This window comes from Bacillus spongiae, from assembly GCF_037120725.1.
Classification (GTDB): domain Bacteria; phylum Bacillota; class Bacilli; order Bacillales; family Bacillaceae_K; genus Bacillus_CI; species Bacillus_CI spongiae.
Genome location: NZ_JBBAXC010000024.1, coordinates 25,859 through 46,868 on the forward strand (window position 1 = coordinate 25,859; position 21,010 = coordinate 46,868).

24 protein-coding genes and 2 other annotated features (1 of these 26 only partly in view) are annotated in these 21,010 nt (G+C 36.4%); of the genes, 12 read left to right on the forward strand and 12 right to left on the reverse strand.

Annotated elements, in window-relative coordinates:
• Window positions 1–152: a binding site (T-box leader), on the reverse strand (it extends 84 nt beyond the left edge of the window).
• Window positions 153–406: 254 nt separating this feature from the next.
• The 4 genes from WAK64_RS20125 (at window position 407) to WAK64_RS20140 (ending at window position 3,849) form a co-directional block, all read left to right on the forward strand.
• A complete protein-coding gene (locus WAK64_RS20125) occupies window positions 407–1,126 on the forward strand; it encodes a YebC/PmpR family DNA-binding transcriptional regulator (protein ID WP_336588814.1) in 720 nt (239 codons plus the stop codon).
• Window positions 1,127–1,591: 465 nt separating this feature from the next.
• Window positions 1,592–2,215 (forward strand): DedA family protein, encoded by a 624-nt coding sequence (locus WAK64_RS20130; protein WP_336588793.1) that lies wholly within the window; start codon window positions 1,592–1,594, stop codon window positions 2,213–2,215.
• 179 nt (window positions 2,216–2,394) lie between these two features.
• On the forward strand, window positions 2,395–3,021 hold the full coding sequence (locus WAK64_RS20135) for an FMN-dependent NADH-azoreductase (protein ID WP_336588794.1): 627 nt from the start codon (window positions 2,395–2,397) through the stop codon (window positions 3,019–3,021).
• Between the two features lie 201 nt (window positions 3,022–3,222).
• On the forward strand, window positions 3,223–3,849 hold the full coding sequence (locus WAK64_RS20140; RefSeq protein ID WP_336588795.1) for an FMN-dependent NADH-azoreductase: 627 nt from the start codon (window positions 3,223–3,225) through the stop codon (window positions 3,847–3,849).
• A gap of 118 nt (window positions 3,850–3,967) precedes the next feature.
• Here the strand turns inward: WAK64_RS20140 and WAK64_RS20145 are convergent, their stop codons facing one another.
• A complete protein-coding gene (locus WAK64_RS20145; protein ID WP_336588796.1) occupies window positions 3,968–4,585 on the reverse strand; it encodes a YczE/YyaS/YitT family protein in 618 nt (205 codons plus the stop codon).
• Between the two features lie 161 nt (window positions 4,586–4,746).
• Window positions 4,747–5,011 (forward strand) — a binding site (T-box leader).
• 728 nt (window positions 5,012–5,739) lie between these two features.
• Here WAK64_RS20145 and metG point away from each other — a divergent pair.
• Window positions 5,740–7,365 carry a methionine--tRNA ligase gene (gene metG, locus WAK64_RS20150; RefSeq protein WP_336588797.1) on the forward strand — a complete coding sequence of 542 codons (1,626 nt, stop codon included), beginning with the start codon at window positions 5,740–5,742 and terminating at the stop codon, window positions 7,363–7,365.
• 233 nt (window positions 7,366–7,598) lie between these two features.
• On the opposite strand, the gene WAK64_RS20155 is transcribed toward metG, so the two are convergent.
• The 6 genes from WAK64_RS20155 to WAK64_RS20180 form a co-directional block, all read right to left on the reverse strand.
• Window positions 7,599–8,063, reverse strand: coding sequence for an NUDIX domain-containing protein (locus WAK64_RS20155; RefSeq protein ID WP_336588798.1), 465 nt, complete (start codon window positions 8,061–8,063; stop codon window positions 7,599–7,601).
• Between the two features lie 105 nt (window positions 8,064–8,168).
• A complete protein-coding gene (locus WAK64_RS20160; protein ID WP_336588799.1) occupies window positions 8,169–8,639 on the reverse strand; it encodes a GNAT family N-acetyltransferase in 471 nt (156 codons plus the stop codon).
• Between the two features lie 146 nt (window positions 8,640–8,785).
• Window positions 8,786–9,055 carry a CD3324 family protein gene (locus WAK64_RS20165; protein ID WP_336588800.1) on the reverse strand — a complete coding sequence of 90 codons (270 nt, stop codon included), beginning with the start codon at window positions 9,053–9,055 and terminating at the stop codon, window positions 8,786–8,788.
• Window positions 9,056–9,286: 231 nt separating this feature from the next.
• Complete coding sequence (locus tag WAK64_RS20170; RefSeq protein WP_336588801.1) at window positions 9,287–9,823, reverse strand: GNAT family N-acetyltransferase; 537 nt, start codon at window positions 9,821–9,823, stop codon at window positions 9,287–9,289.
• Between the two features lie 132 nt (window positions 9,824–9,955).
• A complete protein-coding gene (locus tag WAK64_RS20175) occupies window positions 9,956–10,297 on the reverse strand; it encodes a GNAT family N-acetyltransferase (RefSeq protein ID WP_336588802.1) in 342 nt (113 codons plus the stop codon).
• On the reverse strand, window positions 10,227–10,430 hold the full coding sequence (locus tag WAK64_RS20180) for a hypothetical protein (protein ID WP_336588815.1): 204 nt from the start codon (window positions 10,428–10,430) through the stop codon (window positions 10,227–10,229). Before WAK64_RS20180 ends, WAK64_RS20175 begins: the two co-directional genes overlap by 71 nt.
• Window positions 10,431–11,496: 1,066 nt before the next feature.
• Between WAK64_RS20180 and WAK64_RS20185 the strand changes: the two genes are divergently transcribed.
• From WAK64_RS20185 to WAK64_RS20195, 3 genes are all read left to right on the forward strand, one after another.
• Entirely contained in the window at window positions 11,497–12,069 is a 573-nt protein-coding gene (locus WAK64_RS20185) for a hypothetical protein (RefSeq protein WP_336588803.1), read from the forward strand.
• A 105-nt stretch (window positions 12,070–12,174) separates the two neighbouring features.
• A complete protein-coding gene (locus tag WAK64_RS20190; RefSeq protein ID WP_336588804.1) occupies window positions 12,175–13,227 on the forward strand; it encodes a sensor histidine kinase in 1,053 nt (350 codons plus the stop codon).
• 1 nt (window position 13,228) lies between these two features.
• Complete coding sequence (locus WAK64_RS20195) at window positions 13,229–13,882, forward strand: response regulator transcription factor (protein ID WP_336588805.1); 654 nt, start codon at window positions 13,229–13,231, stop codon at window positions 13,880–13,882.
• An 85-nt stretch (window positions 13,883–13,967) separates the two neighbouring features.
• Here the strand turns inward: WAK64_RS20195 and WAK64_RS20200 are convergent, their stop codons facing one another.
• Window positions 13,968–14,516 (reverse strand): DUF4269 domain-containing protein, encoded by a 549-nt coding sequence (locus tag WAK64_RS20200; protein WP_336588806.1) that lies wholly within the window; start codon window positions 14,514–14,516, stop codon window positions 13,968–13,970.
• 92 nt (window positions 14,517–14,608) lie between these two features.
• Complete coding sequence (locus WAK64_RS20205) at window positions 14,609–15,073, reverse strand: GNAT family N-acetyltransferase (RefSeq protein WP_336588807.1); 465 nt, start codon at window positions 15,071–15,073, stop codon at window positions 14,609–14,611.
• A gap of 457 nt (window positions 15,074–15,530) precedes the next feature.
• On the opposite strand from WAK64_RS20205, the gene WAK64_RS20210 reads away from it, so the two are divergent.
• The 4 genes from WAK64_RS20210 (at window position 15,531) to WAK64_RS20225 (ending at window position 19,251) form a co-directional block, all read left to right on the forward strand.
• Complete coding sequence (locus WAK64_RS20210) at window positions 15,531–16,463, forward strand: ABC transporter ATP-binding protein (RefSeq protein WP_336588808.1); 933 nt, start codon at window positions 15,531–15,533, stop codon at window positions 16,461–16,463.
• Between the two features lie 12 nt (window positions 16,464–16,475).
• Window positions 16,476–17,738, forward strand: coding sequence for an ABC transporter permease (locus WAK64_RS20215; RefSeq protein ID WP_336588809.1), 1,263 nt, complete (start codon window positions 16,476–16,478; stop codon window positions 17,736–17,738).
• Window positions 17,735–18,832, forward strand: coding sequence for an ABC transporter permease (locus WAK64_RS20220; protein WP_336588810.1), 1,098 nt, complete (start codon window positions 17,735–17,737; stop codon window positions 18,830–18,832). Before WAK64_RS20215 ends, WAK64_RS20220 begins: the two co-directional genes overlap by 4 nt.
• 200 nt (window positions 18,833–19,032) lie before the next feature.
• Window positions 19,033–19,251: an aspartyl-phosphate phosphatase Spo0E family protein gene (locus WAK64_RS20225; protein ID WP_336588811.1), complete on the forward strand. Its 219-nt coding sequence runs from the start codon at window positions 19,033–19,035 to the stop codon at window positions 19,249–19,251.
• Window positions 19,252–19,313: 62 nt separating this feature from the next.
• Here the strand turns inward: WAK64_RS20225 and WAK64_RS20230 are convergent, their stop codons facing one another.
• From WAK64_RS20230 to WAK64_RS20240, 3 genes are all read right to left on the reverse strand, one after another.
• Entirely contained in the window at window positions 19,314–19,475 is a 162-nt protein-coding gene (locus WAK64_RS20230; RefSeq protein WP_336588812.1) for a hypothetical protein, read from the reverse strand.
• A gap of 547 nt (window positions 19,476–20,022) precedes the next feature.
• A complete protein-coding gene (locus tag WAK64_RS20235; RefSeq protein ID WP_336588813.1) occupies window positions 20,023–20,526 on the reverse strand; it encodes a hypothetical protein in 504 nt (167 codons plus the stop codon).
• Between the two features lie 285 nt (window positions 20,527–20,811).
• The coding region (locus WAK64_RS20240; RefSeq protein WP_336584870.1) for an integrase core domain-containing protein at window positions 20,812–21,010 on the reverse strand (199 nt) is incomplete at its 5' end.

A 21,010-nucleotide genomic window follows, 5' to 3' on the forward strand; every position in this document is an offset into this window, starting at 1 on the left:
TTTTAACGGTAGACACCCGGTTAGACTTACTACTATTCAGCCTAACTTCTCAGAGAGGATTTTCACGTTACACTCAAACACTGACTTGCACCAATATGTCAGCTCTCTGTGGATCAAGACGAAACGTTACTCTTTCTCATCAACGAATTTGTGTGCTTTAATTGGGATTCATTTTAACAAACATATAATCTTATATCAAGTGTTTTTTGGAATAATTTCCACCTAAATGTAAAAAGGAACAGGGATGACGATAATCTATAGATATGCTTTCGTTTTATTATTATGATGCGAAAACTCGAAACTCTTGATCAATTTGATGTATAATAATCTATGAAAAAAGGTGAACGAATCAATTACAGAAGTAATGGGAAGACATTGATTCAAGAAGAAAGCGAGTGTGGATAAAATGGGTCGTAAGTGGAACAACATAAAAGAAAAAAAAGCGTCAAAAGATGCCAACACAAGCCGTATATATGCTAAATTTGGTCGTGAAATATATGTCGCAGCAAAGCAAGGCGAACCGAACCCAGAATCGAATCAAGCGTTAAAAGTTGTATTAGAACGAGCGAAAACATACAGTGTGCCAAAGCATATTATTGATCGTGCGATTGAAAAAGCAAAAGGTGGATCTGAAGAAAACTATGATGAGCTTCGCTATGAAGGCTTTGGTCCTAACGGGTCTATGGTCATCGTTGATGCCTTAACGAATAACGTGAATCGTACAGCATCCGAAGTGCGTGCAGCCTTTGGGAAAAATGGTGGAAATATGGGTGTGAGTGGTTCTGTTGCGTATATGTTTGATGCAACAGCGGTTATTGGCCTTGACGGAAAAACAGCAGATGATGTACTTGAAATATTGATGGAGGCAGATGTGGATGCTCGAGATATCTTTGAAGAAGAAGATACTGTTATTATCTATGCTGAACCTGACCAATTTCATGCAGTGCAAGAAGCATTGAAAAATAGCGGAGTAACAGATTTCACTGTTGCTGAACTTACGATGCTACCTCAAAGTGATGTTACTCTTTCGGCGGATACGCTAGCGCAATTTGAAAAAATGATTGACGCCTTGGAAGAATTAGAAGATGTTCAACAAGTGTATCATAATGTAGATATCACTGAATAAAGACTCTTCACTATGAACTAACGATAAATGCCTTCTCGAAGATATAAGAAAAGTTTATCTTCGAGAAGTTTTTTTTGTAGCCATGTTTGAACTTGGGTTAATTTTGTGGACATAAAGCCTTTCTGTTAGCTGTGTTGTAAATAGGTGTCGTGCTAAGATACAAAGGAGAATAAGAAAATGAAGCGATAAATACACTTCTGCCGATTGAATAATGGGGTGTTTTCCATTATGATGTTTGTAACATTCCTACGAAAACCACAACATTGTGAAGATGTTGAACCTATGTTTCATAATGTATATTCTGCTGAATAAGTATGAAGGTACCAATTATTTTGTAAGGTTTTACGTAGCCTCTGGACACCTCATCCATGATAAAATGTATAATACATTTTCTAAATTCCAGACGATTCTTTCCACCTCTAGATGTAGACAGCTTTCTGTTGAAGTACATAAGGTAGATAGTAGATGAAATCTTCTTATATTGAGGTGAGTAGGTTGGCTGAAATGTTTTTGAACCATATTGATGAGTGGGGCGTATGGGGGATTTTTTTATCTTTGTTCATTGAGGGCAGCGCTTTCCCATTTATAGGGACGTTCTTTATTGTTACCGTAGGATTTGTGTTAGAATTATCGTGGCTTAGTGTTGGTCTAATTTCGATATTAGGAAGTATGTTTTATGCACTCGGCAGCTACCTTCCTTATTTTATCGGCTATCGATTAGGTCATTCGGTTGAGCTGAAATTGAGTAAAGAAAACCGTGAGAAGTTAGAAAAAACAAGAATAACTTTTGGGCGGTATGGTATATGGGGAGTAGCGATTGCTAGCCCGCTTCATTTTGGAAACGTCGTTCCTTTCCTCGCTGGTATGTCCAAAATGAACCTTAGTAAGTACACTCTATTAACAATGCTCGGAATTGCTCCATCTACTTTTTTATTGTTAAGTGTCGGTCAATTTTATGAAGGGGATAAGGATGCGGTAATTGAACAAATTGTTTCGTACCAAACTTATCTACTCATTGCGTTTATCATTTTGACCTTTGCATATGGACTAAGTAAATATCGAAAACGAAGAAGAAAGCAGCTTCATTAATGTAAATAAAATTTTTTTTGAAAAAAAGGTTTACAAGTAGTATTTAGTCGGGTTATAATTATCTCGAAGTTGAGATACTTCATTAAAGAAGAGTGATATATGATTTTGACCATTTTTTTGGGTAGAAATCTCGAAATAAAAATATATATAATTAGGATAAAAGAAAGGGAGAGACTAACATGACAAACGTACTATATGTAAAATCTAATCCAAAGGCAGATGAAGCTTCTTATTCAGCACGATTAGCCAACTCATTTATTGAGGCATTCAAAGAAAAAAATCCAACAGCTGAGGTCATTACACTCGATTTATACAAAGAATCGATTCCAGTTATCGATCAAGAAGTATTAACTGCTTGGGGTAAGCTAGCCGAGGGAGCGGAATTAACAGTATCTGAAGCTACAAAAGTAACGCGTTTAGGTGAATTAGTTGATCAATTCCTAGCAGCAGATAAAGTTGTTTTCTCAGCGCCAATGTGGAACTTTGGTTTCCCTCCATTACTAAAGGCTTATATTGATGCTATTTCTGTAGCAGGTAAAACGTTTAAATATACAGAAAATGGTCCGGTGGGCTTAGCTGGAGACAAGCAAGTTGTGTTACTTGAAGCTCGTGGTGGAGTACACTCTGAAGGACCAACTGCGGCTATGCAGCATACAGCAAGCTACCTTGAAGCGGTTATGGGCTTCATAGGTGTGAAAGATTTCAACGTAATCGTAACGGAAGGGATGGCACAAGCTCCTGCAGAGGCAGAGGCCATCTTAGAAAAAGCGACAGCAAAAGCAAAAGAATTAGCAGCAAGCTTTTAATTATAAGAGCCCCCTATAGAGTTCTCTCTTTGGGGGTTTCCTCTTAGAGGTTTACAAGTACTTTTCAGTCAGGTGATTAGTAACTTGAAGTTGATGGACTTCAATTAAGGAGAGTGACATATGATTCCGTCCATTTTTTTTGAGATGAAATCTCGAATTAAAAATATATTAATTAAGGATAAAAGAAAGGGAGAGAATAACATGACAAACGTATTATATGTAAAATCAAACCCAAAGGCAGATGAGACTTCTTATTCAGCACGATTAGCGAACTCATTTATTGAGGCATACAAGGAGAAAAATCCAACAGCTGAGGTTACTACACTCGATTTATACAATGAATCGATTCCAGTTATCGATCAAGAAGTATTAACTGCTTGGGGTAAGCTAGCAGAGGGAGCGGAATTAACAGCATCTGAATCAACAAAAGTAACGCGTTTAGGTGAATTAGTTGATCAATTCTTAGCAGCAGATAAAGTTGTTTTCTCAGCGCCAATGTGGAACTTTGGTTTCCCTCCATTACTGAAAGCATATATTGATGCAATTTCTGTAGCAGGTAAAACGTTTAAATATACAGAAAATGGTCCGGTGGGCTTAGCAGGAGATAAACAAGTGGTATTACTTGAAGCTCGTGGTGGAGTTCACTCTGAAGGACCAACTGCTGCTATGCAGCATACAGCAAGCTACCTTGAAGTAGTTATGGGCTTCATAGGTGTGAAGGATTTCAACGTAATTGTAACAGAAGGAATGGCACAAGCTCCTGCAGAGGCAGAGGTCATCTTAGAAAAAGCGACAGCAAAAGCAAAAGAATTAGCAGCAAGCTTCTAATTATGCGAACCCCCTATAGAGTTCTCTCTTTAGGGGGTTTTCTATAACTAGTGAAGCAGAACTATATGTAAACATATCCTTTACTTAACACTGCTCTAATAAGATTATTTCATATTATTTATGAAGCTGTTTTTTGTATGAACCTAGTGAATAAAGCTTCCATTTTTGGAAAGAAAAACTGAATGCAAGGACCGATTGCGAATGTAATGATAATCGTCCCAATTCCGATAGGCCCTTGGAAAATAAAAGCCATTACAAGTGCTGTTAGTTCCCCTATTGTTTTGGCTAGACTCAATCTAAGGTTAAATCGTTCTCTAATTGCCATCATAAAATTATCGATAGGGATAAGAGGGTAATTTGCTTGTAAATATGTAGCGATACCAAGTGAAAGGATGAATAGTCCCAGTAACAAGAGAACGAGCTTTAGGTAAAACCCTTCAGGAAACCAATCCTTTAAGGCATAGACCAGCCAAAAATCAATAAAAAAACCAACAAGAAAGACAGTAATAAAAGCTAAAAAGTCTGGTCGTTTTTGTAATAAAAAGGCATTCACAAAGATCAGAATAGCCCCAACGATGATGACCCACGTTCCTACGGTTAGTCCAACGGTTGTAGACAATCCAACATTAAGTGCATCCCATGCGCCAGCTCCTAAATCAGCTTTAATAGTCAAGGTTATACCGAAAGAAATAGTGAAAAGCCCGAGTAAATAAAACATTGTTTTATAGAGATTCATATATTTTTACGCTCCTTCATTCGTTACCATATAGTATATCCGCGCTGAAACTTACATATTAACATAAATGATTGAGAAAGAAAGTATTTGTGTGAGAAATCATCATAAAGCTATGGTGGAGAACTTCCCCTTCACATTTCCATTTTTGTGTGTATAATAGAACAAAAGCGATGATGTGAAGAGTAAGTTTAAGTCCGCCTTTCAAAGAGAGCTTCGGTAGCTGAAAAGAAGCAAAGAGGATTGAACTGAAAATGGTCACGGAGCAGCGTACTGAACGTAATGAAATTACTAGTAGGATACGACGGGAGTTGGCGCCCGTTACCAACGTCACAGTATAAGAGCTATAGGGCTCCGTACTTGATGAGACTAATAGTGTGAGCTATGAGTAAAATAAGGTGGTACCGCGAGTAAACCCTCGCCCTTTAACATTGTGTTTAGGGCGGGGGTTTTTTATGTTGGAGAGTAAAGATGTCTGAAACGATTCTCTAACGCCTGAAGCATTAAGCTTCCGATGCTCATCGTGTTTCCTATATCTCGTGCGGAGCGGATCTAGTTTATACGCCGCTAATCGGGCATCTATGCATTTCGTAGTGTCCAGCTTCGTCTGCTTGTGTCTCGGGGTCAACTGGCCACTCCACTCCGAAGGTCAGGACCTTCTGCGTGCAGCGTCAGTTGCCTGTCGCCCCAGATCTAGCCGTCTACGCTTTTCGATGCCCAGCGTCGATGCCCAGTGTCTAGAAAACTATCCCTCTCCTCCTTACGATAAGTCAACATCGACTCGCATGTGCTTCGTCGTGTTTCCTATATCTCGTGCGGAGCGGATCTAGTTTATACGCCGCTAATCGGGCATCTATGCATTTCGTAGTGTCCAGCTTCGTCGGCTTGTGTCTCGGGGTCAACTGGCCACTCCACTCCGAAGGTCAGGACCTTCTGCGTGCAGCGTCAGTTGCCTGTCGCCCCAGATCTAGCCGTCTACGCTTTTCGATGTCCAGCGCCGGCGCCCAGTGTCTAGAAAACTATCCCTCTCCTCCTTACGATAAGTCAACACCGACTTGCATGTGCTTCGTCGTGTTTCCTATATCTCGTGCGGAGCGGGTCTAGTTTATACGCCACTAAACGGGCGCCTATGCATTTCATTTAAGGAGGATGTTGTTATGACAATTTTTATTGGGGGAGCTTGGCCTTATGCAAATGGCTCCTTACATGTTGGTCATATTGCTAGCTTACTACCGGGAGATATTATTGCAAGGTATTACCGCCAAAAGGGTGAAAGAGTACTGTATGTGTCGGGGAGTGATTGTCATGGAACACCGATTGTCATTTCAGCTCAGAAAGAGGGGGTAGAGCCAAAGGAGATTGCGACAAGATACCATGAGGAATTTGTCCAATGTTTTCAAAGGCTTGGTTTTTCTTATGATCTGTATACAAGAACGGATGAGGAACGTCACCATCATGAGGTTCAACGAATCTTTTTAACGCTACTGGAAAAGGGATATTTATATGTGAAGGACGAACAACAAACGTATTGTCCATCTTGTGCGAAGTTTTTGCCAGATCGGTATGTAGAAGGGGTGTGTCCCGTTTGTGATGAGCCTGCGAGAGGGGACCAATGTGATGCATGCTCAACAATTTTAGATCCGGCGGATTTAGAACAAAAACGCTGTAAGCTTTGTGGGACGGAGCCTGTTTTAAAAAATACTGAGCAATACTATTTTTCACTCTCATCCTTTCAAGATAAAATAGAAAAACTATTAGAAAGAGAAAAGCATCATTGGCGGAGCAATGCCGTTCAACTGACGCGACGTTATTTAGAAGAAGGACTAGTCGATCGTGCTGTAACGCGAGATTTAGAATGGGGAATTCCTGTCCCAGTTGAAGGGTTTCTGGATAAAAAAATATATGTATGGATCGAAGCGGTTTCAGGCTATTTGTCTGCATCGAAGCAATGGAGCGAGAGAGTAGGAGAAGATTGGCGCCCGTTTTGGGAGCAAACGATTTCCTCGTACTATATTCATGGGAAAGATAATATTCCATTTCATACAGTCATTTGGCCAGCTCTATTATTGGGTTTAGAGGGTTTACAACTCCCGACGCATATTGTTTCAAGTGAATATGTAACCATTGAGAAAAAGAAAATTTCGACAAGTCGAAATTGGGCCATTTGGGTTCCGGATTTACTTAATACCTATCATCCTGACTCCATTCGTTATTTCTTAACGAGCAATGCTCCGGATAAGGGAGACGCCGATTTTTCATGGCGAGAGTTTATTTATAGTCATAATAGTGAACTTTTAGGTGCATTTGGAAATTTTGTTAATCGAACATTGAAGTTTATTGAAAAGTCGTTTAATGGTGAACTTCCACCCGTTTTGTTAGAAGAGACTTTTCCAAGTCGTACGAAAAAGGTTTACGAAGAAGCGGGGAAGCGAATAGAAAAGGGAGAAACGAAGCAAGCGTTAGACAGGATTTTTCAGTATGTAAGGGAAGGAAATAAGTATTTTGATGAAAAGAAACCGTGGCAGACCTTTAAGGAAGATAAAGAAATATGCATTCAAATATTAGCAACATGTGTGCAATGGATTAGAAACTTAGCGAATTTATTAGCTCCATTTTTACCAGATTCTTGTGAGACATTGCGTCAACAGTTAGGAATAGAAGAAGACTGGAATTGGTCTTACACCACGATCAATAAGATTTGTATCAATCATGTTCAACCTTTATTTGAACGAATCGACGTGAATCAAATTACCAAAGAGCAACAAAAACTTGGAGCAGAATAAAGGGCATCGATGAGTGGATAAAGATTATTGGTCGTACAAAATAGTTATGTTTAGTCTTCAGTCAGTAAGCTAAAGGGTGATTGATTAAACTGTCTATTACAAAGAAAGAAGTCGTTTTGAAATTAATCCAAACGACTTCTTCTCCTGTTTTCTTATTTCTATAGACCACTCATAGCCGAAGACTCTAATTCAAGCTATAAGCTAACTGAAACCCCTCTTTGTTAAAAGATAGTTCAATTAATATCTCCTAAATATACAGGGGATTTTTCATTATTAGAGTATTTTATTAAATATTGCCTTAATTCTTTAGGATATATCCGATATTGAAATAGTTCATTAATAGGAATCCATTCAATTCCAACTTGGTGACTATCAGGATTAGTAGGTAATTTATCAATATTTAATTCATTTACTAGAGTACAAACAAAATAATATTCAACTTGGTGAATAATATAATCAAATGAAGAATGCTCATGGTTTTTTCCTATATACTCACGAACATGGAGTAGTTCTCCTATTTCCACTTCTTTCCCTACTTCTTCCATGCATTCTCTTTTTAATGTGTGATGAATGGTCTCTCCATGTTCTTGTCCACCACCAGGGAAAAGATAAAAATATCCTTCATCATCTTGATTTTTGGTTAATAAAACACTTTCTTCACTAATTATGATCGCTTTTGCTGAGTTTCTTATATTCATATGTTCACACTCCTTATGTATCTACTATATTTTACTATAAAACCTAATGTAAAAAGCGCTGACCTTATGATGGTCTGCGCACTTTTTACAATAAGGGAATGAACATCACCAATCCTTTTCCATTATGATGAAGTTATAGTTTTCGCCTCTTATATTGTTTTGAAAGTCTCCCTTTCGTTTAAATCCTGCTTTTTCATAAACTTTTATTGCCCGCTTATTAAATTCAACAACGGCCAGCTCTAAGTGATCATAGCCGATTAGTTCTCTCCCTTGTTCAATAATTGCTCGTATAAACCTTAAGCCCTTTCCTTTTCCAGTGAAAGAAGGCTTCATTTGAACACCTACGGCTATAACCTCTTCGGTAAGTTCCCCAACATTAAAGAACTCACAATTGCCAATTAAATTCCCTTGATCATCGATGACTGAGTAAAAACGATCAGTAGCGATGCTTTGAAGGAAGCTGTCGATTTTCTCCTTTTGAATGTTATTATCATAAAAAGAATATACGCCATCATATGTCCAAGTAATAAATTCACTGACATCTTCTTTTGTTCTTTTCCTTAATTTGTACTTCATAAGCCTTCATTCCTTTACATTTACTTACATCTATTTTATACTCGTTCGAAATGCTAGGCTTCCTAAAGTACAATTATGTAGTAATCTTGAGACACACTAACTAGTGCCTTATGTAATAAAGTTGCATAAGGCACTAGTAAAGAAACTTATTCTTTTTGTTGATAAATGATTCTTTCAATACTTTTTATTGAAAGGTGGTACTCTTTTGCTAGTTGTCCCTTTGTTGCTCCATTAATGTAATGGTGAAAGATACTCAGGTTTCTATCTTTAAGGGCTCTTTTTGTCCCATTTTTTTCTCCCCAAGAAAGCTCATTTCCTTTTTTTCTTGGTATATATAAGTAATCGCCATCAAAATATTCTTGAATGATCAGCACTAATTCATTCGGTAACACATCACTAGCCTTTTTATATCCCATAATTGCCCCTGCTTTCTTAAGATTATTTATAAGAAAAAGCAAAGACCGCTAAAAGGATTGGTTACTCTTGTTACTCTCTTAATAGCAGCCTTCGCTACTAGCAAGAGAATAATTTCAAGTTAAGGTATTTCCCCATAACAACACTCTCCCTATTACAACAAGAATTATTATAATAATACCATATAAAGGTATTATTGCTTTTCTAGGAGATGCAAATTGCAGTAATTTCTACTATAGCCCTCCGCTTTCCAAATCTGAAACGAGCATTCCGTACACAATGCTATCTGTCCATTCGCCCTTACTCCAGAAATCCTGTGTGAAGTGAGCTTCTTTTCTCATCCCTATTCGCTCACACAACTTTTGTGATGCCAAATTTCTTGCATCCAAGGTGGCTTGGATACGGTGCACCTCCAATTCATCAAATAATAATTTCACTAAATGCCTCACTGCTTCTGTTGCATAGCCCTTACCTGAAGTTTCAGAAGAAAAGCAGTATCCAATTTCAACTGTATCCTTCATTCCTGTATACCATACAGATAAATCACCAATAACGTTCGTACGGTCCACCACGGCCAGACTTAAGCTGGTCTCTTTAGTGAGGGAACGATTCTTCAATTTTTTATCGAATGATTCCTGCATGTTTTCACGTGTCCATTTATCATGCAGTAGATACTTACATGTCTCATCGTTATTATAAATGTGAAACACGTCTTGTAAGTCATTGTTCTTAAACGGCCTAATTGTTAATCTTTTAGTGGTAAATTCCAAAAGAACCTCTCCTTTTATTTCCATATAACATTTTGAACAACATCATTCTTCTTACTTGTTCATTCTATTAGCAGCCCTTCACAAGCTATTTCATATTCCTTTTATTCTTTTATACCATCGAATTGAAAAAAATTAAGCTAAACATTTTCTCATTCTATATCTAGGTACCGTCTCTTCTTTTTCTATACGTAATAAATTAAAGCCATATTTTTTATAAAACCGAATCGCTCTTTGATTTGTAGTAGACACTCTCAGTTGATATTCTTTTAACTTATGTTTATAAAAATAGCTCTCTGCATAATCAATTAATATTGAACCATAACCCTTTTCTCTATATTCTGGAGTTAGATAAAACAGATTTACATATCCTATCTCTTTATTTTCTATCTTTTTGATTTGAAGTTCAATTTGGCCAATGGGTACACCACCTTTTTCTACGATTACTAACCCTTCCGGAAACCTTATCAGTCTCATTGATTTTTTTTAAGTAATCTTCTTTATTTCCAAACATACTTTCATCACCGAAGCTAATTTTGTACGAGTCTTTTCTGTATTTAATAATAATTTCAGTATCTACTGATAAGTCAATCGGACGAAATGAAAACATGGATATCCCCTCCATTTATACATCCTTTATACTTCCTTTAGTCCAATGTCATTCATACCTACTTGCAGTAAAAAGTATGTCTGCGATTGTTTCATTTGTATTCAAATAGAATGCGTCCATATCCAAAATATTCTAGCGAAAGAAAAGTGAATTCTAGAAATATAGATAATTGTTTAAAGAGCATGTTTGGATTAATGATTAATCCAAACATGTTCTTAATTCTTGACCAAAGAGTATATTAACTTTATTTTATGTTGAATTCCTCAGGATTAGATTAAGGTATGTATCCTGCTGTTTACTTAATCTCTGATACACTAAATATAACACTAACAGAATCTTGATATTTTAAGTTATATCCTATTCCCCCAGATTCAACATTTGATTCATCCTTTACATAATCGTAGCTTTCATCAAATATCTGAAATTCATAGACTGTATCGAATAGTATATACTTCCCAGTTGAACATTAAGAAGAAGGTAGAGTAAAACGAAAGTATTTAATAGAGCAATTAAAAAATATAGGTGTCGAGCTAGAATAGATGTAAATGAATATGGTGATTATTCCTTATTTTGTTGAATAAGGAATTTTTTATTCCGAATTCCTAACCAGAAAAATGTAAACGAATTTCGTTGTAGTGAACGATAAAGCCCACTTCAAGTGGGTTTTTGATTGCTTATAAATGTACCATTTTAAAAAAAAACCCTTAAACCTTTGTGTTATGCTTGTATTTTGAGAGAGTTTCATGCTATTTTCAATCTTCGATTTTCGCATAATGATAAGGGGATACTTTATAGACCGTTTCTGATGCCCCTATTCTGGAACAAGAAAAACACCCAGCAAATATTTCAACAGGATGTTTGCTCAATAATAAAAAATAGAAAGTGCCTTGTTGTGTTTTTTGAATCTGTTTACTTGGAAATATTTTGCTTTATATTATGCGTATTCGAACTGTTACTTTCAATTGTTTGACTGTAATGAAGTGTCCAAAGGGAGAATCATTGAATCTTATAATGATGACATACGTATGTAATACTAAAGGGTTCTTTTAGGAATGGAGGGGAAAAGGTGGATCGTCATGAGTTGCGTGAACTAAGAAAGTATCAATATTTTATGTTAAATAGTAGCTACTTGATTGGTTTAGGAATATTGTTTGGTACGGTATATTTAGGCAGTTCTTTAAAAGTGTTGTTTATTATAGCTTTATTCTTTAGTTTATTTCAACTTGTTTTTTTTCTCTATAAGAAAGAGCCGTTCACATTCTTTTCAAAGAAGCAAAAAAGGATATTAGAGTATGAGAAAGAAAAATTGGGGGCTGAAGAGTGGAAAAAACAACAACGGGTGCAGTTTATCAGTATAATCGTACTTATTTTGGTGCTGGCTTATAACGCTAACACCCTTACTGAATTTGATTGGATATGGTTACAAGAGACAGATTTCTTCGTTTTTATCACTGTGACGTCACTATTATTAGGAATATTGTTGAACCTCACCACCATGATTCGAAACCGCAAGCTAGATCGTATGGATCAATATTCATTGAAAGGGTTTACGGTCAACCAACTAGTGATAGCCGTTGCCATTGCGATGATGTTTAGTTTCGGGATGATGTGGTTCATCATTTCGTTAGTTATGAGGTAATGAAATATTTCCATTGACGTTTCTTCCATTCTTTGGTTAGGTTGAAGGAGGGGGGATGTTAATGGTTTTTTTTTAATTAAGTTTGCCTTTCTTACGGTGATGTGGGTGGCTTTTCTATATCCGTATTGGCAAACGGATGTGCTTGCTTATTTATTATTTGGTTATGCTCTCTTTTTAATAGTTTACTTTTTTATGCCATTAACAAAATATAAGCTTGTGCTTTATTTCGCGTTACATATAATTCTATCATTGATCTTATGGATAGCTTCAGTTGATTCGTTTTCATCTCTCCTTCCTCTCTTTTTATTCATACTGCTAGAAGCCGTTTTTCAGCTAAGAGTAAAAGCATTTAGAATGTTCGTTTTAGCGACAAGCCTTATCATTTTAGCTTTTGTCTATTATTGGCAGCTATTTTCGGTTACATGGCTTTTTATCCTTATGCTCTATTTCTTTCTTTCGATTGTTGTAAACCATTCTTTTTATGACATTCGTCAATCGAGAGAACTATATTCCCACCTATTAGACGAGTATCGTCAATTGAAACGCCGAACACTTGAAAATGAAAAAACAGCTCGATTAGAAGAGCGAACGAGAATTGCCAGAGAGATTCATGACTCGGTGGGACACAAGTTAACCGCATTGTTAATGCAAATCGAAATCGTAATGGAATCAAAGGATATTTCGGTTGTAAACAGCTTAAAATCGTTGGCGAAAGAAAGCTTAGAAGAGACGAGAGAAGCTGTAAAAACGTTACAATCTGAAGAGGTCGAAGGGATTTCCTCTGTCATTGAATTAATCAGAAAGCTAGAATCAGAAAACCATGTATCAGTTGTGCTTACCACGAAGCAAGGAGTTCTTTCCGTTAAGTTAAGCGCCAGACAAAGTATTGTCTTATATAGAGTTATCCAAGAATCGTTAACGAATGCGATGAAGCATTCCCACTCACGAAAAATAGACGTGTTATTAGGCAGAACAGCAATAGGAGATATTGAGGTAACTGTCAAAAATATGTTAGTGGAAAAAGTCCCATTTCAATTTGGTTTCGGCTTGACTAATATGAAAGGAAGAGTAGAGGAAATAGAAGGGACCTTAAGGGTTTACCAAACTGAACAGGCTTTTATTGTAAACGCCACATTTCCAATAAAGGAGAGAGGATAAGATGGTGAACATTTTATTAGTAGAAGATCAAGCGATTGTACGTCAAGGGCTTAAGATCATGCTTGAGCAGGATGAAAAATTGAGGGTTGTAGCAGAAGGAGAAAATGGTCAAGAAGCAATTCAGCAATTGGAACATCATTTGATTGATCTTGTGGTAATGGATATTCGGATGCCTGTCATGAATGGATTAGAAGCAACATCAAAAATAAAACAGCGCTGGCCGCATATCAAAATCTTGATTTTAACAACATTTAATGATGATGAATATGCGATGAGAGCGTTAAAGGACGGTGCAAGTGGATTTCTTTTAAAAACGTCTGATCGACAGCAACTTATTGGTGCTGTCCATAGTATTCTTAAAGGAGGCATGAGTATTCACGAGGAAGTGGCAGCGAAAGTCATGCCAAGATTGCTTCATCGGCCTGTGAAAAAAGAAGAAAACCTACACGAAGCGACTCGGGAATGGTCACTAACACCACGTGAATTATCCATTGTCAAATTAGTAGGAGAAGGACAAACGAATAAAGAAATCGCGACACTACTGCACCTATCCGTTGGAACAGTGAAAAATCACCTGACTCAAATTTTACAAAAACTAGGTCTCCGTGACCGAACACAACTTGCTATTTTTGCAGTAAAGCAGGGGCTTGTTTAAGGAGTTCAATAGGGTAAGTGTTGTTTATTTAGTTAAGAAAGCCAATTATTGTGAACGTGACTTTGATTGACCTTTTTAATGCTTTTTATTCTGAATAAGGGTTTTTAATAATCCCTTCTGAAATTCCAAATTGGATAAGCTCTGTATAGGGATCTCCTGTAATTCCTAAAATTTTACAAAAGGCAGGCTCTGTCTTGTATCCTTGCTTCTTGAGTGTCATGACATTCTCTTTAAGGTAAGGAATTTTTTTTAATAGAGCCTCTTCTATCATCATATGGAGGTAGGCATATTGTTGATGGACAGGTTGAGCTTGGCCAAATAATTCAAACTCCAATTGTTGATAGATGAAATTTGCTTTAACGATTTCTTTTCCTCTAATGACGGTCCTTTTCAATCTAAACTCATTATGATGATGGTAAAGAGAGTGGATTTGCCTTTCGAAATCGTCTAACCTTTGTACGTTCATTATAATGTCTAAATCTGAACCTTCAATGTCTATGCCAATGGGCAGGGTCCCGCATAAAATAGGGGTATAGGAGCTCAGTTTAGTAAAAATATCAAGTTGTTTGATTACCCGATAAGCTCTCTGCTGTGTCATACTTCCCTTTTGCATTTTCTCCAAAAAATCAATCATTCTAGCACCACTCATTTCATTACAGAATAGTTTCTTCAAACGTTAAAGACGTACTTCATTACGAAATACGTCTTTTTGTTATAGCGATTTGCTTAGAGAATGATCTCCATGTCTTTTCTCGTTGTTGAATATCCGAGTTTCTTATAAATTCGATAAGCGTCATCATTACTTTCAAATACACTTAATCCAATCGATTTTATATCCGCTTCTTTTAAGTTATGTTGGAACTTCTCTAGTGTTTTATATCCATAGCCTTTGCCTCTATTAGGTTCGTCAATATAAATATGGTTCAAAAATGCGCGTTTCGTTTCTGTATTAAGTTGGTACCAAAGTATACCGATTTTTTCATTTGAGTTAGCGTCACGTATCGTAAACAAGTATTGCCCTGAAGTACATAACCCGTCCGTAAACAGACCATCTATCATCATTTTTGATTCTTCTAAAGCTTGTTCCATTGTAAGGTCGAAGTTTTTAACCACTTCCCTGGCATATTCAGGAATCATAAAATCTACATACTTCTTAAATTCTATTTCGTTCATTTCCATTAATGTAATCATCTAATATCCCCATTCTTCCATGTATGATGTATTTATTTTTTTATGGTTATAGAATTGGTATAAGTAAACGAAGACATTGTATATCTAGATGATTCTTTTCATTTAAAAAGTCCACCAGTAAACGCCTTAGCTTACTAATGATACCAAGGTGTACGAAGATTCCCCATTTTAACTCTCCTTCCAAGTTAAATCGTCTTTTTTGAAACTAACATAAAGATCCATAGTAAGCAATCGGTGCGCAGGTTTTTCATAGTGAAAAACATCCCTATAGAGTTGTTTATTCCTAGGTAGATATTAAGATACTTGAATCCGGTCAGTATGAACTCATTTTTTTGTCGAGGTGAGCTAAAAGTGACGGAGGTCATGTGAAAGGGTTCATTTGGTGACGAAGGATAGTGATCTTTTCTATTTGTTTTCGATAAAGTATAGATAAGAAAGCTAAAGGAAGGTGTCGTTAATGATAGAAGTGGTGAACCTTACAAAGCGGTATAAACAAAATAATGTTGTTCATAACATCAACATGTACTTAGAGAGCGGAGAAACAGTTGGTTTACTCGGTCCAAACGGTGCAGGGAAATCAACGGCTATTTCGATGATTTCTTCCTTAATCACACCAACTAGTGGAGACGTCCGTCTGAATCAAGAGAGCATTTTGAAAAGGCCCGGAAAGATGAGAAAAATACTTGGGATCGTTCCTCAAGATATTGCTTTGTATTATGACCTCACGGCAAGAGAAAATTTAGAGTTCTTTGGGCGAGTTCATCGAATGAAAGGAAGGAAATTAAAAGACAAAGTAGATGAAGTCTTGGAGAAAATTGGATTGAATGACCGGCAAAAAGATGTAGTGAAAACCTTTTCAGGGGGAATGAAGCGCCGGTTAAATATAGGAGTATCTCTATTAAATAATCCTGAAATTCTCATTATGGATGAACCGACCGTCGGTATTGACCCCCAATCAAGAAATTATATTTTAGAGACGGTTAGAAAGTTAAATAAAGAAGAAAATATGACGATTTTATACACAAGTCATTACATGGAGGAAGTCGAGTTTCTGTGTGATCGAATTTATATTATGGATAAAGGAGACATTATTGCTTCAGGTACAAAAGATGCAATCAAGTCCATTTTGTCTGCTGAGCAAACCATTGTGATGACCGTAGAAGCAATGGAAGAATCGTTTATTGACAAACTAAGGGAAGAGTCGGTGATTCAACGATTAACGGTTGAAGATCAAACTGTTTCAGTAGTCGTGCCGAAAGAAGTGCATCTGTTCGGAAAGTTATTTAAGATGGCAGAGGAAACGAATACGAACCTAATCTCAGTAGACGTACAAAAGCCAACGTTAGAAGATGTTTTTTTACATTTAACCGGTCGAGCATTACGGGATTAGGAGGGGGAAACGATGTTATGGACATTTATTCGAAAAGAGCTCTTATTATTTATCCGTAATCCACGGGAACTCTTTGTTCTTTTAGTGCTTCCCTTTTTATTAATTACGATATTAGGTCTTGCGCTCGGTGGTCTAACGAAAAGTAATGGGATTACAATTGAGGGTAAACTTGCGATTATAGAAAATGGAATGGAACAAAAAGAATTAGAAGATTGGAAGAATAGTTTATCAAAAACGGAGTTTCCAGGTGAGGTCCAACAGGAACTCTCCCAAGCAGCGAAAACGCTTTTACCTATAACGACCTTGAAGGAAGAAGTATTGGGGGATGAGAAATTTCAGGAATATTTTAAAGTAGAAAGTCACGATATTGATGAGTTAGCTGAATTAAAAGCAGACAAAAGTTATTCTGCCATCATAGAAGTGCCTGAAGACTATACATTTCAAATGCTCAATAGTATGTTACTGAATGAAGAAGAAACACCAACACTGCTATTACATGTAAATGAAGGGAAGTCATTATCTTCTAATATTATAGAAGGTGTATTAAAGGACTTTCAGAAACAATACACTCTTATCACAAATTTAGGAAAAGCCAATTTAATCGATGAGAATTTTTCTCAGGCGATAAATGTTAACACGACTGTACAATCAGTGGAGGAACGGGAAACAGTCTCTTCTCTAAGCTATTATACAGTGGGAATGAGTGTCATGTTTGTACTTTACATTGCATCAAACATTAGTTCGTTTTCATATCAAGAAAAGAGAATGCACGTATTTGATCGTATTTTGCTTGCTAATGTTTCTAAATGGACGTATATGCTTAGTATTATGTTTGCAGGCATGATTTTAACTTTTCTACAGCTTTCCATTTTATTTGGACTTTCCGCAGTGATTTATAATGTGACATGGCCGAATTGGGTCAATTTATTTGTAATTATGGTTGCGTTAAGTTTTGCAGTCGGTGGCATCGCTGTTTTGCTAGCATCGATTAACTATCGGATGAATTCAGAGACATTTTCAAGCTTCTTTTCAACCGTACTTGTTACGATTTTTGCCTTTTTAGGAGGTAGCTTTGTACCGATTACGAATATTTCGAATTTGTTAAGTAGGATGGGAAGCTTTACACCGAATGGAGCAGGGATGGTTGCTCTTCTTCAAACATTGCAAGGTTATAGTTTGGCAGAAGTAGGGCAGCCGATTTGGACGATGACTATATTTGGTGCTGTGATGATCGTGATTGCTGTTTTTAGTTTCCCTAAAAGGGGAGGGGTATGATGAAAGGAATTTTAATTACAAAGTGTCAACTGTTTATCCGTAAACCATGGACGTTTGTCATTATGTTTTTTGTCTGTATAATGTTTGCCTATTTCATGGGGAAAGGGACTCCACAGATTTATGTTCCCGTCAAAAGTAACCTTACTGAATCGGAAACGTTGGAGCTCATGGAAGACTTACAAGCATCTGATGTATTTGTTTTTAAGGAAACCTCATTGGAAGACCTTAATAAGGCCGTAAGTGAGGGGGAGGCAGAAGCAGGTATTATATTGAACGAAGATGCCTATACCGTTATTCGGGTGAATGAAACGCAAAACTTTAATTTAATTCAGCATTATGTTCAATCGGTCTATCAAACATATGTGCAAAAACGGGAAATCAACAACATGGCTGGTCAAGATCGGACAGAGGAAATTGAAGAAATATTTCAAAATAGTATTGAAGACCCAATATTTACAGTGGAAAAAGAAAGCTTTCTTGGTAGTGACAGTGTTGTAATCGATGCAAAGCTACAAGGAGTTTTCGGTTTCTCGCTATTTTTCGTTCTATATACGATCGCCTATAGTGTGGTTCATATCCTTGAAGAGAAACGTGACGGTATTTGGGACAGAATCATTCTTTCACCAGTGAAAAAATGGCAAATGTATACGGCAAATCTTATATTTAGTTTTGCTCTCGGGTATTTTCAAGTATCGGCAATATTCTTGGTCTTTTACTATTTTGCAGAGGTGGATTTTTATGGAGGCTTTATTAAAACGCTGATTTTGTTAATTCCTTATGTGTTTTCAATCGTGGCTCTGTCGATTTTATTGACATCTTTTTCAAAAACCATCCAACAATTTAATGCGTTAGTACCGTTCATCTTTGTTAGCATGGCAATGATCGGTGGTGCGTATTGGCCATTAGAAATTGTGTCTTCTGATGTTATCTTATTTATTTCAAAGCTTGTACCTGTCACATATGGAATGGAAGCGTTAAAAGGAGCGACAATTTACGGATTAGGGCTTACAGAGTTAATGATGCCCATTAGTGTGCTGACGTTAATGGGTGTCATCTTTATGGGGGTAGGGATTAATTTGATGGAGAAACGGTGAATAAATGCAAACCTTACTGAGAGGATTTTCTTTCGGTAAGGTTATTTTTGTAAAAAAATAAAAATGAATGAATGCTCATTTTGTCTCATTGTCACTAGTTTTGAAAACCATTGTCGAAAGGGTATCTTTCTGTAATATTTCTTGTAATAATTAATTTTGCCGTAAAAAGTAGCAATCAAAAAGGAGACATCATAAAAACTATGGATGCATTATTGAAAAAAATTGAATTGAAAAGACAAGAAATGTTGCAATTAGCCCTTCAGTTTGGTTTTTCACATGATAAAACGGTAATGTGTAGTCAAGAATTGGACAAGTTATTAAACAAGTATCGTGCAATACAGGTGAAGCAAACATATGCAATACATTCGGATATGTTTATTAGTAAGTATAATACTCAACCGACTCATGCAGTCGTTTAATGAAATAGATAATGGAAGAAGGTGACAAATTGGATCACCTTCCTCGTGTCTAAAAAAGAAGCTTAATACGACCAGTATGTTAGAAGAAAGATGAGTGTCCCTGTAATAAGAGAAATACCAAAAATCATGAAAAGAAAGTCTATAAATCCATCCAATAAGGCTTGTCTTTGCTGGGCTCTACGGTAACCTTTGACAACACTTCGATGATGCTTTAAAGATCTCATTCAATCTCCCCCTTTTATGGTTATTATCGGAAATAAAGTCGATATATTTACTTATTTCAAAAAATAACTTCACAATCAATAAGTGTTATAGGCTAAGTCAAAGATTCGATAGAAGAGGGAGTTATGGTTGAGGTTTAAAATTCTGATAATTCAAAAAATAATCCCTATGTACTATTTTACAACATAATAGTAGTAATAACTATAGAAAATTATTCCAAATACTTTAATTTTTTGTAAATTTTTCTCTAAACAATGAAATTGAGTGGACTTAACGCTTTCAAACTTTATAAGAAGTTGCAAAATGTGCGCTAAAAAGTTTCTCAAGATAAATCTCAGCAATGAACATTTGCTACTATTTATGATGAAGCAGAAGAGTCTATGGTTGGTCATGATTTGCGACCAAACCGACTACTAAGCATAGGGAGCGAGCCTTAGATGCACAAAAATGACCATTCCCAATCTTGATGAAGCAAGAGGAAATGGCCTTAAGGTAGTAGGTACGACAAAGGAAAGAGTTTGGTAAATACTTCCCTCTTAATGATTCTGGTTAAGGTCTGTCTGAAGGTGCTTTAGGGTGAAAGACCATAGAAGCAATTGGAATAAGAAAAATAGTTAAAAAGATAAGGAGCATCAAGGTCAGTAAGCTAGTAATACTCAATTGTTTTTTAGGGACGCTATTGTATTTTTGATATAATTCCGTAATCTCATCATTTCTTTCAACAATGGATGAGGAGTGAAACGTATTGTTTTGTTCATCATAATAAAGAATATCGTGACGGTTAAATGAGAAGAAGGTATCCTTGACCTCTTTAAAATCAATTGCTAAGACGCGCAGGTTTACAAGTTCTGTTCCGGACCCATTGCGAGTTATATAGCTAGAGGTATCAATACTATCTTTAATGGAAACAGAGTCTTCTTTATAATGAGAATTAGACGTTTCTAACCACTGGTTAACGGCATCTTCAGAGGAATCTGTATTGGCAATAATCGATATAGGTATTGTGAAGACAAGTAAACAAATTAACAAGAAACGGATAGCATGTTTCATCATCTCTTCCCCCCTAAGAATTTAGTTTATGTATATGTGGAGAAAACGAACAATATGGCAGCTTGTGTAAAGATTAAAAAACTATTTTTAGATGCCTGAAAAAATTCGTTTAGAATAGTGTAAGGTGAAGAACGATACGCGGGTCATTGTTAAAATGGCTACCTTTTCTTGCTGAGTGTCTGCTAAATTCATAGTGAAGCTAGTGGCTCTGAATAATAGGGAAATGAATATTAACGAAATAAAAAACCACTCAGTATGGGTAGTGACCCCTGAAAGTTAGAGTTTTAGTTATACTGCTATTAGGTTGGTTTGAGTTCGGTATTGTACTGGACTTAAGCCAGCCAATTTTACTTTTATTCTGTCATTATTATAGTAATCAATGTACCCCTTAATTTTTTGTTTCAGTTCTGTATAAGAAACTAATGTCTCACCATGATACATTTCTTGTTTCATAATTCCAAAAAAATTCTCCATTGAAGCATTATCA

What these genes read in the sequence shown, in the direction of transcription:
- WAK64_RS20125 (WP_336588814.1), top strand. Translation starts at nt 407, where the DNA reads ATGGGTCGTAAGTGGAACAACATAAAAGAAAAAAAAGCGTCAAAAGAT.
- WAK64_RS20130 (WP_336588793.1), top strand. Translation starts at nt 1,592, where the DNA reads ATGAAATCTTCTTATATTGAGGTGAGTAGGTTGGCTGAAATGTTTTTG.
- WAK64_RS20135 (WP_336588794.1), top strand. Translation starts at nt 2,395, where the DNA reads ATGACAAACGTACTATATGTAAAATCTAATCCAAAGGCAGATGAAGCT.
- WAK64_RS20140 (WP_336588795.1), top strand. Translation starts at nt 3,223, where the DNA reads ATGACAAACGTATTATATGTAAAATCAAACCCAAAGGCAGATGAGACT.
- WAK64_RS20145 (WP_336588796.1), bottom strand. Translation starts at nt 4,585, where the DNA reads ATGAATCTCTATAAAACAATGTTTTATTTACTCGGGCTTTTCACTATT.
- metG (WP_336588797.1), top strand. Translation starts at nt 5,740, where the DNA reads ATGACAATTTTTATTGGGGGAGCTTGGCCTTATGCAAATGGCTCCTTA.
- WAK64_RS20155 (WP_336588798.1), bottom strand. Translation starts at nt 8,063, where the DNA reads ATGAATATAAGAAACTCAGCAAAAGCGATCATAATTAGTGAAGAAAGT.
- WAK64_RS20160 (WP_336588799.1), bottom strand. Translation starts at nt 8,639, where the DNA reads ATGAAGTACAAATTAAGGAAAAGAACAAAAGAAGATGTCAGTGAATTT.
- WAK64_RS20165 (WP_336588800.1), bottom strand. Translation starts at nt 9,055, where the DNA reads ATGGGATATAAAAAGGCTAGTGATGTGTTACCGAATGAATTAGTGCTG.
- WAK64_RS20175 (WP_336588802.1), bottom strand. Translation starts at nt 10,297, where the DNA reads ATGAGACTGATAAGGTTTCCGGAAGGGTTAGTAATCGTAGAAAAAGGT.
- WAK64_RS20180 (WP_336588815.1), bottom strand. Translation starts at nt 10,430, where the DNA reads ATGTTTTCATTTCGTCCGATTGACTTATCAGTAGATACTGAAATTATT.
- WAK64_RS20195 (WP_336588805.1), top strand. Translation starts at nt 13,229, where the DNA reads ATGGTGAACATTTTATTAGTAGAAGATCAAGCGATTGTACGTCAAGGG.
- WAK64_RS20200 (WP_336588806.1), bottom strand. Translation starts at nt 14,516, where the DNA reads ATGATTGATTTTTTGGAGAAAATGCAAAAGGGAAGTATGACACAGCAG.
- WAK64_RS20205 (WP_336588807.1), bottom strand. Translation starts at nt 15,073, where the DNA reads ATGATTACATTAATGGAAATGAACGAAATAGAATTTAAGAAGTATGTA.
- WAK64_RS20210 (WP_336588808.1), top strand. Translation starts at nt 15,531, where the DNA reads ATGATAGAAGTGGTGAACCTTACAAAGCGGTATAAACAAAATAATGTT.
- WAK64_RS20215 (WP_336588809.1), top strand. Translation starts at nt 16,476, where the DNA reads ATGTTATGGACATTTATTCGAAAAGAGCTCTTATTATTTATCCGTAAT.
- WAK64_RS20220 (WP_336588810.1), top strand. Translation starts at nt 17,735, where the DNA reads ATGATGAAAGGAATTTTAATTACAAAGTGTCAACTGTTTATCCGTAAA.
- WAK64_RS20225 (WP_336588811.1), top strand. Translation starts at nt 19,033, where the DNA reads ATGGATGCATTATTGAAAAAAATTGAATTGAAAAGACAAGAAATGTTG.
- WAK64_RS20230 (WP_336588812.1), bottom strand. Translation starts at nt 19,475, where the DNA reads ATGAGATCTTTAAAGCATCATCGAAGTGTTGTCAAAGGTTACCGTAGA.
- WAK64_RS20235 (WP_336588813.1), bottom strand. Translation starts at nt 20,526, where the DNA reads ATGATGAAACATGCTATCCGTTTCTTGTTAATTTGTTTACTTGTCTTC.